At 65.9% G+C, this 12,911-nt stretch carries 6 protein-coding genes; 4 read left to right on the forward strand and 2 right to left on the reverse strand.

What is annotated here, in order from left to right:
- Positions 1-42: 42 nt before the first annotated feature.
- Together WEB52_03790 and WEB52_03795 are read right to left on the reverse strand one after the other, a co-directional pair.
- On the reverse strand, positions 43-1,431 hold the full coding sequence (locus WEB52_03790; GenBank protein ID MEX2225554.1) for an MATE family efflux transporter: 1,389 nt from the start codon (positions 1,429-1,431) through the stop codon (positions 43-45).
- A gap of 158 nt (positions 1,432-1,589) precedes the next feature.
- Positions 1,590-2,651 carry a M23 family metallopeptidase gene (locus WEB52_03795; protein ID MEX2225555.1) on the reverse strand — a complete coding sequence of 354 codons (1,062 nt, stop codon included), beginning with the start codon at positions 2,649-2,651 and terminating at the stop codon, positions 1,590-1,592.
- Positions 2,652-3,018: 367 nt separating this feature from the next.
- On the opposite strand from WEB52_03795, the gene WEB52_03800 reads away from it, so the two are divergent.
- The 4 genes from WEB52_03800 (at position 3,019) to WEB52_03815 (ending at position 12,782) form a co-directional block, all read left to right on the forward strand.
- Positions 3,019-3,708: a M23 family metallopeptidase gene (locus tag WEB52_03800; protein MEX2225556.1), complete on the forward strand. Its 690-nt coding sequence runs from the start codon at positions 3,019-3,021 to the stop codon at positions 3,706-3,708.
- A 124-nt stretch (positions 3,709-3,832) separates the two neighbouring features.
- A complete protein-coding gene (locus WEB52_03805; GenBank protein MEX2225557.1) occupies positions 3,833-8,878 on the forward strand; it encodes an Ig-like domain-containing protein in 5,046 nt (1,681 codons plus the stop codon).
- Positions 8,879-10,099: 1,221 nt separating this feature from the next.
- The gene (locus tag WEB52_03810; GenBank protein MEX2225558.1) at positions 10,100-11,707 is read left to right on the forward strand and encodes a hypothetical protein; all 1,608 of its coding nucleotides are present in this window, start codon (positions 10,100-10,102) and stop codon (positions 11,705-11,707) included.
- A 22-nt stretch (positions 11,708-11,729) separates the two neighbouring features.
- Positions 11,730-12,782, forward strand: coding sequence for a hypothetical protein (locus WEB52_03815; protein ID MEX2225559.1), 1,053 nt, complete (start codon positions 11,730-11,732; stop codon positions 12,780-12,782).
- Positions 12,783-12,911: the final 129 nt, after the last annotated feature.

Consider the following 12,911-nt stretch of genomic DNA (forward strand, 5'->3'; position numbering starts at 1 on the left):
AAGCAGAACCGGCGAAGGTACCTGTTGAAGCTCGCCGCTCCTTCAGACCTTCAGGCGCTTCCATGCGCCCAGCGCGAAGCGGCGTTGTACGAGCGCTGCTCGGACCCAGTTCTCCGTGACAGCGGCGAGCCAGGCGAACGGCACGGTGAGACCAAGCACGATCACCATGAACGCCGCGATCGGCACGCGAATCCCCCACGCCGTGAACGTGAACGTGTACAGCACGAAGCGCACGTCCCCGGCTCCGCGCAGCACACCGGACAGCGACGCATGGACGCCCATTGCCGGAAGCGCGAACGCAAACACCCGTAACAGCCTGGTACCGGTTTCGACGACCTCCGGGTCGTCCCGCACGAATAGCTCGACGACGTACGGCGCGATGGCGAACTGCACCGCGGCCATCGTCACGAGCAGGCAGAGCGCGAAGAAGCGCACGCGCTTGGCGATCGCTTCCGCCATGTCCGGCAGCCCGGCACCCAGGTACTGCCCCACGAGTGCCGTCGCCGCCGTGCCGAGCGCAAAGCCGGGCAGGATCGCCAGCTCCAGCGATCGCAGCGCCAGTGAGTGCGCGGCGAGTTGTTCCGTGCCCAGCCGCGCCACGATGCGCGTATACACCAGGAACGCGAACATGAATTGCGCCTCTTCGAGCCCCACCGGCAGCCCGATGCGCAGCACACGCGCCATCGACTCGCGGCTCGTGGCAAGCAAACGCGTGACGTCCATGCGGACCGGCGCCAGCCCGCTGGCTGCCAGCGCCAGTGCCAGCACACCGCCCGTCGTCCCCGCCGCCGCGTAACCAATGCCCGAAGCGAGCACGCCTAAGTCCGCCACGTCGCCCGAGATCAGCACAAACGTGACGATCGCGTTGATCGCATTCACGATGATCAAAATCACCATTGGCATCCACGTATTTCCCATGCCCCGGAGCGCGCCACTGACGGCGTACAGCACCATCAGCATCGGAAACCCGATCGACCCGGCGCGGAGGTACTCGACGCCGTGCGGCACGACCTCTGGCTCGGCGCCCATGAGGCGCATGAGCCACGGCGCCGCGGCGAATACGATAGCTGTGCAGAGGATGCCCCACACAAGCGCAAGCACGATCGAAGCGTGCAACGCTGCCTGGACGCGCGAGCGGTCGCCGGCGCCGACGTCGCGCGCCACCACCGCGGTCGCTCCCACATCGACCGCCAGGGCGCCCGAGAGCGGGATCCAGAACATGAGCGTCCCGATCCCGACGGCCGCTAATCCGTCCGCACCGACATAACGCCCGACGAGCACCGCATCGACCGCGCTCAGGACCGAGATTGAAAAGCGCTCGACGCCCACGGGCCATGCGAGCTTGAGAATGACACGGGAAAGCCCGCGATCGGCAGCAAGCGCAAGGACCTGCACGCTCGACGCGGGCACAGCTTTGGGTTCCGCCGGCAAGTTGAATCCTCGTGCTAGGTCCGGAGCGCGTCAGCTTAGCACGAGCGTGGCATTATGCCCGTTCGCGTTGCGACGCGCGGAAACCGGATGCGCGCAGTCATGCGCGCACGCTCGCGTCGGTGCGCGTCAGGAAGTCGACTGATCGACGGCGCGCGTTGTCAGGGAGGTGCAGGCTCGACCGTTGCCGGTTCGGCCGTCGGCGGAATGCTCTCGACGGTCGCTGCTTCCGTCGCCGGGATCGGCGTATCGACGACTGGCGTCGGCGTATCGACCGGGGGCGGCGTGGCCGTCTCGGTCGGTGGCACAGCCGTCGGTGGCAGCGGCGTCGGTGGTACAGGTGTATGCGTGTCGTCCGGGGCCGGCGTCCATGTATCGTCGGGTACCGGCGTGCGTGTCGGAGGCTCGGTCGGCGTGGCCGTGCCTGTTGTCGTTGCCCCGGCGAGCTGAGCTTCGGGACGCGGTGCGGTAGGCGTCGGCGTCGGCAATGCCGGGACCTCGACGAGCGTCGGATCGGCGGGTCGGGCGATCGGGTTGAACACGCGAGGCACGCGCCATGGCGTGAGTTCGATCTTCTGCGGTTGGCCCTTACCGTAGTTCCCGGATGCGTATGATCTGCCGTCCTGCGGCACACCGCTGTTCGTATCGATGTCGTCGAACGCAACCGGCAGCGACTGCGTGAGCGGACGCTGCTCCTCCGTGCGCTGGACCTGGAAATGCAGGTGCGGACCGGGACCGCCGCCTTCATCGTCCGCGCAGGTCAGGCCCGTCTCTCCGGAGACTGCTATCGGATCTCCCTGGTCGACGATGTCGCCCGCTGCGACTTGCGCGCCGTTATGCGCGAGGTGCAGGTACAGCGCCGACGTCCCATCGCCGTGGTCGATCACGACATAATTGGCAGCGGTCGAGAAGATAGGGCTGCAGCCGCCGCTGTTCGAGTCCTCTCGCACCATCAGCACCTTGCCGCTGCGGGCGGCGACGATCGTGTCATAGGAGAGGTCAAAGTCGAACGCGTAAGCGGTGCTGCCATTGTGCGTGAAGGTCGTTTCTTCGCCCTGCGTGACCGAGTGGATCTCGCCGCCCGCCCAGGGCAATAGGTAGCCGGGTGCGGCAGGGAAGCGCCCTTCTTCGCCCTTCTGTTGGCCCGGGATGTGGATGGGTGGCGCGATCGCCGCGACAAACGTCACGGCAACAGCGACGGCGGAGAACAGCGAGATTAACAAAGCAGCGCCTCACAACGACATTGCGGCCGGACTGGACAGTTGACTACGTAATCGGCATGTCGGCGAGGCTTGGGTATGCGATTCTACCCCTAGGAGCCCGGTCCAGCGGTGTCTTCTCTACATAAAAAGTGTGAAACTTCTGTATATGCGTGAACTCCATTTCAGCCATCTGGCCGCGACGGTCCTTCTGATCGTGTCGTCGGCGGCCTGCGCTGAAGGTGCCCAAGCGCCGCCGACAGCTACGTCGAGCGCCGCGACCGTCACCGCCGCTGCGCCCGCAACGGCCACAGCCGCACCTCCGGATCCTTCGCCTGCGGCTGGGCAGCCGCACGGGGCGCTCCCCACGGGCTTTCCGCTTGATCCCGACTTGCCCGCCGACCGGGTAACCGGCGCCGTGGGCTCACGCGTGATCGAAGTGGGTGCTGGCCCGCCGATACGCGACGTCAGCGTGCAGCAGGCTTCCGACGACCCGGACCTGGCCAATGCGTCGGGCTGGAACTGCCGCGTCCATGTCGAGTACGAGGCGACGCCGGCCGTCGACTGGTACGTACCGTCAGGCACAGCGGTCTATGCGACGATGGACGGTGATGCCGTGCTCATCGCCAATACCGTCGCCAACGGCTTCGACTACCACGCTGTCGACCGCGAACCGTACATAGGCAACCCCGACCGCACGCGGGCGCCGTTGGATCCCTTTCCCGGGCCGGGCGGCGGCATGGGCATCTACGTCGCGGTGGCCGGCGAGGAGTTCCGCACTGACTACGGTCACCTGCAGATCGATCCCACGCTCGCCGCGATCCCCGACGAGGCCTTCGTCGCGCCGTATGGGCGATCCTTCGACTACGCATCTGCGTTCTCGACGCCCGCACCGCTCGCGTTCGGTGTGCAGGTGGCGCGGTGGCCCGTGCGGAAAGGAGACGTCATCGGCTACACAGGCGACTCCGGCTACTCCGAGGCTCCGCACCTGCACTATGTGATCACGCGCCGGCCCACTGGCGAGCGCCTGTGCCCGACAGGCGAAGCGGGGTTCGACGACGGTGGTTGGCTCATGCGCTGACGTCGCCACAGCCTCGCCACCCGTCAAATTTCAGCCTGATCGTTAACTAATGGATGCGTCTGTGCGTTCAACCAGCACGGCCGGCAGGGTGGCCGCATTGGGTTCGATGCGTATGAGCGCGCGTGTGCTTCCGTTTCTCTCGTCACGACGGCTGCAAGCCGCGATGCTGGTTGCGCTCTTGTTGGCGCTTGCGGGAGGACTCCTCACCTGCTCGACCGGCGACGACAGCGATCACGTTGCGGTCGTCGATGCACCGATCGAACACCAGCCGCTCACCGAGGGCTGGGAGGCCGTCGATGTGCCGCCGCTCGACGACACATACGCGCTCAGCGCGAAGAAGCAGGACGGCGACGTCATCGCGCGGGACACGTCGTTCGTACTTGCGTCGAAGCGTGACGATCTCGACCGCGATCGCGTGCACGAGTTGCTGCTCGTCGATCCGCCGGCCGAGTTTGAGGTCGACGGTGGCGCCGGCCACCTGACGCTTCGACCAACGCAGGCGCTGCGGGAGTCGACGCGCTATCGTTTCACCCTGATCAGCGCCGACGATGGGCGCCAGGTGCGCAACTGGGCGTTCCAGACCGAAGGCCCATTGCGCGTAGTCCAGACCTTGCCGGCCGATGAGGCATCGAACGTGCCGCTCGATACCGGTATCGAGATGACGTTCAGCCACGACGGCATCGCCCGATTCGAGGATCGCGTCACGATTACGCCTGCCGTCCGGGGGCGGTTTGAGCTGCACAAGCGCGTCCTCGTCTTCGTGCCGCAGCGGCTCGTTCCGGAGACGCTGTACACGGTGACCGTGGCGCCCGGCGTCACAGTCGCTGACGGCGGTCTCGAGACACGCGAGCCGCACACATTTTCGTTTGAGACGGGCTCCGCAAGGCGGCAGGATCAACTCGGCATGTCGCCGGAGGGTGTGTTCTTCGCGCGGTTGGTCTTCGAAGCTTCGACGACCGAGCCGCCGTCCCTGCAGATCGAGACCTACTCCTACGACGAGCAGCTTTCGCTGCCGTTCGAGGTCTACCGCTACGCCGATGTCGACGCATTTGTCGAGGCCATCGATGAGGCGGTCGCCGTGCCGCGATGGACGTACTACAGCCGCCGCAACTTCCGTCTCGACACGTCCGGACTGGAACAGATCGCGACGTTGAACGGCAGTGTCCGGCGCGTGTCCGAGCAGTACTCGCAACAGTTGTTCACGGTCTTCCCGTCGGCGCTCGACCCCGGCTTTTACCTGGTGCAGACGCAGCGTGACGGCATCGATGCGCAGGCGCTTTTGCAGGTTACCGACCTGGCCTCCTATGCGTCGCTCAGCGATCCGAAGACGCTCGTCTGGGTGAACGATCTTGCGACCGGAGCGCCCGCGGCGGATGCTGCCATCAAGGACGCCGACGGAACGACATTCCGCACCGGCGACGACGGTGTCGCGTTCTTTGACACGCCTGACGCACTCATCCCCGCCGAAGGTGACGATGCGGGCGGGCGCACGCTGCGCGTCGAACACGATGGACGCATCGCCGTCGTGCCGCTCGCGGCGAGCCAGGCGATCGGGTTCTATGGCTACACCTACGATAGGAGTGGGTACGACTCCTACTATGGCGGCAGATCGCCGGACTACTGGTCGTACATCTATCCGGATCGGTCGCTGTATCGCCCATCAGACGCGATCCATTTCTGGGGCGTGGCGAAGCTCCGCGACGACTTTGAGCCCGGCCAGACGCTCACCGTGCGCCTCAGCGGCGGTAACTATTACGACTCGTCGTACCGCCCGTCGCTGCTCGCTGAGACGTCCGTCCAAGTCTCCGATCTCGGCACGGTCGAGGGCGCGCTCTCGTTCGAGGGCGCCGCGCCTGGCGGCTACCAACTCAGCATCGATGCCGGCGACGAGACGATCGCATCGACGTATGTGCAGGTCGAGAATTTCATCAAGCCCGCCTACAAGATCGACGTCGTGCCGTCGCGCAACGCGCTGTTCGCCGGCGAGAACGTCAGCGTCGACGTGTCGACGGAGTTCTTCGACGGCAGTCCCGTGCCCTTCGTCGACCTGGCCTACAGCCCGCCAGACGGCGGTGAGCAGGGCACGATCACCACCGATGCCGATGGCGCGGCTTCCATGTCGTACGTGGCGACCGCAGGTGATCCTTACGGCGGGCCGGCGTATCGCTACGCCAGCGCGTACCCCATCGGGCCGGAGCAGGGCGAAATCAGCGGCGAGACGACGTTCTACGTGCTCCCGGCTTCACTCGCAATCGACGCCACCGGCGATGTCGCCGACGGCCGCGCGACGATCACCGGCAACGTGCATCAGGTCGACCTTGCGGCGTTTGATGGCGGCGACGGCGGCAGTTGGTACGAAGACATGCGTGGCGCGCCGCCGCCCGGCCGCGCCATCAGCGCTGCCGTGACGGAGATCACGTACAACGAAGTCGAGGTCGGCGAGTACTATGACTTCATCGCCAAGCTCACGCGCAAACGCTACCGCTACGACACCGTCGAACGAGCGCTCGGCACCTTCGCCGCGACATCTGCCGCGGATGGCACCTACCGCGTCGGTTTCGCAGTCGAACGCGGCAAGTCATACCGCGTGCGCATCGGCACTACCGACGACGCAGGCCGCCTCACAGGCGTCGAGACGTACGTCAGCGGCGACCAGATTCCCTACCCAACGTACGCGTCCGACGGAGCGCTCAGCCTCAAGGAGACCGTCGCGTCTGGCCAAAGTCCCTACTACGCCACGACCAGCTACGCCGAAAACGACGCCGTTGACCTCACCGTCCGGCGTCTTGGCAAGCCGGCCGAGTCTGGCGCCAATCGGCGGTATCTGTTCCTGCGCGCCCGCGATGGCATTCTCGGTTATCACCAGGCCTTCGAGCCGAGACTGCAGTGGAACTTCGCAGCGAGCGACATTCCGAACGTAAACATTTCCGCTGTGCAGTTCAACGGTCGCGGATACGAATCCGCGCCCGGAGACTACGTCGCTAGCTTCGACTTCAGCGACCGGGAGATCGAGTTGAGCGTGACGTCCGACGCCGAACGCTACGAGCCCGGCGACGACGTGACGTTGTCGATCGAAACGCGCGACGGCCAGGGCAACCCCGTCGCCGCCGAGGCGCTTCTGAGTCTCGTCGATGAGGCGATCTTTCGCGCGCAGGGCTGGAACTACGAAGGCGAGATGCTCCAGCAGTTGTACCAGCCGTTATCATCCGGCCTGCTGGCCGTCTATCTGCCGTCGTATACCGCCATCGAAGAGTTGCAAAGCCAGCACGGGTACGCGCCGGGCGGCGCCGCGACGAACCCGCCCGATACCGGCGGTCCGATCACGCCGCGTTCGGACTTTCGCGACCTGGCGCTCTTCCGCACCGTCCGTACGGACGCCGGCGGCAACGCGAGCGTGACGTTCACATTGCCCGACAACATCACATCGTGGCGCGTCACGTCGCGCGCGGTCACGGGCGATCTGCGCGCGGGCGCCGCGCTCACCGCGCTGCCTTCGGGGTTGCCTTTCTTCGTCGAGGCGACGGCGAGCGACGAGTATCTCTCCGCCGACCGTCCGGTGATCGCGCTGCGTGCCTTCGGCAGCGCGCTGCAAAGCGGCGACGCCGTCGAATACGAGGTGAGCGCACCGTCGCTCGGCGCCAATGACATGTTGGTGAGCGGGGAGGCGTTCCGCGGCGTGGAGCTGGCGCTGCCGCCGTTGCAGGAGGGTGAGCACGCGCTCACGATTCGCGCCCGCTCCGGCGACATGCAGGACGCGATCGTGCGGACGATCAGCGTCGTCACGTCGCGGCTGCGACGCGGCGAGGCGCGCTTTTACGAATTGACGCCCGGCTTCGCGCTCAAGGGCGCGTCGACGGGAAGCACGCAGGTCGTCTTCACGGACAACAATCGCGGTCGCTACTATGACGACCTGCTGCGGCTCGCCTGGGGCTACGGCGACCGCGTCGATCAGCAGTTGGCACGCACGCTCGCGCATGATCTGCTGCGCGACCACTTCGACGTCGATGACGGCCCCGCGTCCGCGTTCGACGGTGCGATCTACCAGACCGCAGAAGGCGGCATCGCACTCTTCCCGTACGCCGACGACGATCTGCTCCTCAGCGCGCGCATGGCGTCGACCGGGCCGGGCAAGTTCGGGCGCAACGGCCTCGCGCAGTATTTCTTGAGCGTGCTCGACGATCCCGACGAGACGCGCGAGCGGTCGATCGTCGCGCTGTTCGGACTCGCCGCCGCCGGTGAGCCAGTGCTCCCCTCGATAGCCGCCATCGCCGCGGAGGACGACCTCGCGCCGCGCGAACGGCTGTACCTGGGCCTCGCAGCCCTCGCGGCCGGCGACGAGGTCGCGGCGCGACAGCAGTACCGCGAAGTGCTCCTGCGCTATGCGGAGCGGCGCGCGCCGTTCGTCCGGGTGCGTGCAGGTGTTGACCAGGACGACATTCTTGAGTTGACTGCGCTCGCCGCCGACCTCGGCGCAGGCCTCGGAGATCCTTCCGCGGACGAGATGTTCGCCTACACGCAGGCGAACGCGACGGAGGATCTGCTGATCGAACTGGAGCAGATCAGCTACCTCGCGCGTGCCCTTCCGCGGCTCTCGTCTGCGCCGGTGCGATTCAGCTATACGCTCGACGGCAGCGGCGAGGAGCAGACGCTCGAAGCAGGCCGCCCATTCGCCCTGACGGTGTCGACGCAACAACTCGCGCAACTTTCGCCTCAAGCCCTCGAAGGCGCCGTCGGCGTCGCAACGTACTTTGAAGCGCCCTTCGATCCTGCGTCAGTGGCGATTGATGCAGACATCAATGTGCGCCGCACGATCGATGTCGATGGCGGAGGCATCAGCGCCGGCGATATCGTCGAAGTGCGCCTCGACTATGCGCTGGCGCCGCAGTCGCTCGATGGCTGCTACCAGATTACGGACCTCGCGCCGTCAGGACTGCGGCCGATCACGCGGGCGAACCGCCCCTACGAAGGCTCGAACGTCGTCACGCCGTACCGCATCGACGGGCAGCGCGTGAGCTTTTGCGTGTACCGCGAGAGCGACTACGTAGCCGCGGTGTACCTGGCGCGCGTTGTCACGACCGGCGACTATCTCGCGGAGCCAGCGATCATCCAGTCGCAGCTTTCCGCCGAGAGCTTCAATTTCGCGCCCGCTTCGAGCGTCGCGATCCGATAGTTCGTTGCGCCAGTGCGATCGAATCGCTGAACGTTGTGATCTCGCTTCGCCTCAGAGCCGACATCTCCGCTGTCTGACGCCCGCGTGCCGCGCACTACGTCGGCGCCAGCACGTCGCCCATGTGCTCCTGGTAGTGCGCGCAGGTGCACGTTTCCGTCCACCGAACGACGGCGTCATCCCACTGGCCGGGCGCAGACCGTCGAGAAACGCGCGAAATTGCGTGTGCGTCGTGCGCATCCGCGAACGCGCCTCGCTCGGAGACAGCGCTGCGTCCTGGCTAGCCCACTCCCGGTTCCAGGCGCCGTACCCATCGTACGACCGCACCGAACCGTCCTTCACGTGCGCGTCGATGGCCTCGCGGTGCCACTCCTCCCATCGTCCGATGTGCGCCAGGACGACGCTCAAGAGCCAACCATCATCGTTCGCGCCGACGCGCGACAGCTCGCGTTCATTCATCGGCTCGACCCGCGACCGGAGGTCCGACCAGCCGTGGTCTATGCGTGCAAGCAGCGTTGAAATCGCCTCGAGATCATCGGGCACAGTGAATCTCGCTGTCGCTCAGCATGATGGCTGTCTACTCTAACCGGCACACTCTCCATCGGCGAGGATTCGTATTGCCATCTAATGTGCTGAGACGCGAACCGCCGGGAGAAGCGATCGCGCGTGGCGCGCTCCGCGCGTTTGAGGCATCAGCGTGGACCGTGTGGGCCTGGTACCCCCGGCAGGGGCCGAACCGTGACAACCCACACACTTGGCGCAGGATGGTTTGCGACGGAGGAGCTGCATAGAGTAGCTTCGTAAGAGCGAACTCGCGCACAACTGAATACTTCGCTTAGAGCGGCGCAGAGGCTCTCGCAACGTCTGGGAAGGACGTTCGAGGGCCTCTTTCGTTTTTCGGAGAAATCGTTGGAAGCGCTACGGCGGCACACAAGTCGAGAGCACTGCTCCATCTGCGGAGGTCACGCTGGCCTGCGCCAAGGGCAGGGCGTGCGCTGTGCCGGATTCTCGCTTGATCGCGTCTCCTACTGCACGCGGCCGGAGCACGCGGGGACACTGCCCCTCGATATCAGCATCAGCCCGCCTGCCTACAAGCACCAGCTGTTTGGAGCGTGTCCGTGCGGGTCGCAACACGGATGGGGCGCGGTGGCGAGTGCCCCCATCCACAGGCGACAACCACGCCCGTCAGTACCGATTGCGACGCGCGACGAGGTCTACGCCGCAGTGCTTGCAAGTCTCGGTCTGCGAGCCGAGGCCGAAGCGGATCTGACCGCGCGAGGTCTCTCTCGCGAAGCGGCCGTTCGCGCGGGCTTCCGCTCCATTCCAAGGAAGGGGCGCGAGCTACGCGCCTTCCTCGCCAAGCTGACGGAGCGGTTCGGCGCCGACACTGTGCGGCAGTGCCCCGGCTTCACGGACAAGAACGGCCGCTTCACATTCTGGTGCGCGAATGGACCGCGTGACGGCTACATCGTGCCGTATTGGGATGCGGAGCATCGCTACACCGGCCTGCAGCTCAAGCTGTTGGGCGGGAAGTACGAGACGGCGCGCGGAAGCGTCCTCACAGCCGTGTACCACCTCTCTGGCGAGGTCCGCGAAGGTGCGGACCTATTCCTCACCGAGGGGGCAACAAAGGCGATCGTCACGCATCACCTCGCCGATGTTCCGGTGTTCGCGGTAGCGGGCCAGTCGCTGACCGCCGAACACATCGATGCGATTGCATCGCTGATGCCTGCTCAAGTCATTGTCGCGCTCGACGAGGAGGACAACGTTCAAACGGATCGCGCTCGGGAGCGGTGGCTCCGGGCGCTCTTCGACGCCGGACTCGTCTCCTATCGCGCGACGTGGGAGGCGAGCGACGCGAAGGGGATCGACGACCTGGTGCTTACGGGCGCTCGTCCGCGCATCCGACGGGTGACGTTCGTGCCGTCCGAGTTGGGGAAGCGCCGCACGCCTCGTGCGACGCTTGTCCCAGGAGAGACGGAGCAGGGGGCTGACCTCGTGTCGGTTCGTGCGCGAATGAGCGACGCGATCCACGACTTCATCTCCAACGCAGAACGGCACGCCGGGCAAGCCGTCCTTGTATGCACGCCACCCGGTACGGGCAAGACGACGGCAACAAAGGATGCACTGGCAGGCTCGCGGGTGCACGGGCGGATCGTCGTTGGCACAACCCGCCTTGCGCGGGAGCTTTCGGATGCGTTCGGGTACGGCTTGATCGAGGGCCGCCAGCCGGCCAACTGCGATCGCTTCGACGTCGTGGAAGCATTGGCAGCCGATGGCCACGACGTGGAGGCCCTGGCATGCGGCACCGAGAAGAAGCCGCGTTGTCCGGTGCGCAGCCGTTGCGCCTACTACCAGCAGTTTGCACACATTGGCACGCGCGTTGCCGCCGCGGAACAGCTCTTTAATTCGCGGTTCCTTCGGGGCGGCGGGGTGGTAGTAGCTGATGACGCGGATCTTGGAAGATCGCTCTTCCAACGCACGCGCCTGACCGTCGAGATGCTCCAGCGGTGCCATCGGCTCCTCCTTAAGCGCCGGCGTGGTGCCGCGCGTGACGTCCTGGCCGTTGTCCTGCATGCGCTGGTGGATGCGCCGCCGCAGACCTTGATCGGTCCGGATGTGTGGGACCACTTCGCGCGCACCGCGCGCCGGTACGGGCAGGAAATCGGGGCGCTGGTCGATCGCCTTCCGGCGCAGCCAACGATGCCGTCCCCGGAGGGGAAGGCCGGGGGAATCCTGACGCGGCAGGACATCGAAGGGTCCCCGCCAGCCAGCGTGTTGCCACTGCTGCTCGCCTTGCGCGAGGACGCTCGAAGCGTTTCTGAGCGGTGATGACTTCAACAGCCGCATACGCATGGACACGACCGGTGTCGATGTCTGGTACCTGCGTGCGCCGGCGAAGGATCGCGATGGCGTGTCGATCATCGAAGACAAACCGCTGCTGGTCCTCGAGGCGACGCCGGTGCCGTCGTTCGTGTGCGCGCTAACCCGGTTGCACCGTCGCATGCCGGACGTCGAGGGAGCGATCCCGCTGCCAGCGAACGTCACCGTCGTGCAGTACGCAGGCGCCAGCAACGGCCTGACGATCCTGCGCGACGCCGAGCGCTTGAAGGGAGTCCTCGTCGAGGTGACCGCTGAGCGAGAGATGTCCAAAACGACGAAGGAAGCCGCCGTCTGCTTCAAGGCGAACCGTCAGGAGGTGCTCGGCCTCGGCTTCGCCGACGATAGGGTCCTGACGTTCGAGAGCGCGCGCGGCTCGAACGTGCTCGCGGACGTCGAACGGCTGCACGTGATCGGGCGGCCGATGCCTCCGGCGCACGACCTCGTGTTTCTGGCGCAGGTCTTGCACCACGGCGAGCCGCCCGTTTCCGGGCAGTTGACGCTGACGCCCAGGCTCTATGGCGGCCAACGATACGAAGTGGACGTGGTGGACTTTGAGGACGAGCGCGTATCCGCGCTGCTCAAGGCGGCCCGCGACGATGAGATCGTGCAGGTGATGCATCGGGCGCGTCTGCTCACGCTCGAACCGCAGTCGGGCATGTTCGTCCCCTCTCGGACGCACGTCCGGCTCGTGCTTCATACCGGTCACGTCGTGCCAGGACTGCGAGTGGACGAACTGCACGTCACGTCAAACCGCAGCGACCTCAACACCGAACGCGGCGCCGACGCAGAGCGGCGCATCCTCGACGCCGTGGAACGTCTTCAAGGGAACGGCCAACGGGCCACGGTCATTGCGATCGCGAAGGAGAGCCACTCCCACAAGCGGACGGTGGCGAGGGTTCTGGGGACATCGGTGCATACCGTTAGAGATCTATCTAATAAGGGTATGCACCACGTTCCCCAGACCGAGTTCGTTTCCTATTCGACATCCGCGTCGGAAGCAGCGGCCGCCGGAGGCATTGGATGAGCGTGCACTATCACCAGATCGTGCGATCAGCTGCATGCCGGGGGTGGGTGAAAACAAACGCATCTGCCAACGGAAGGCGCTGGCGCTCCAACATTTTTCAATTCGCGAAATTGAGTAGGGGGGTATCCC

The organism is Dehalococcoidia bacterium (assembly GCA_040902535.1).
In the GTDB taxonomy this organism is placed as follows: domain Bacteria; phylum Chloroflexota; class Dehalococcoidia; order DSTF01; family JACRBR01; genus JBBDXD01.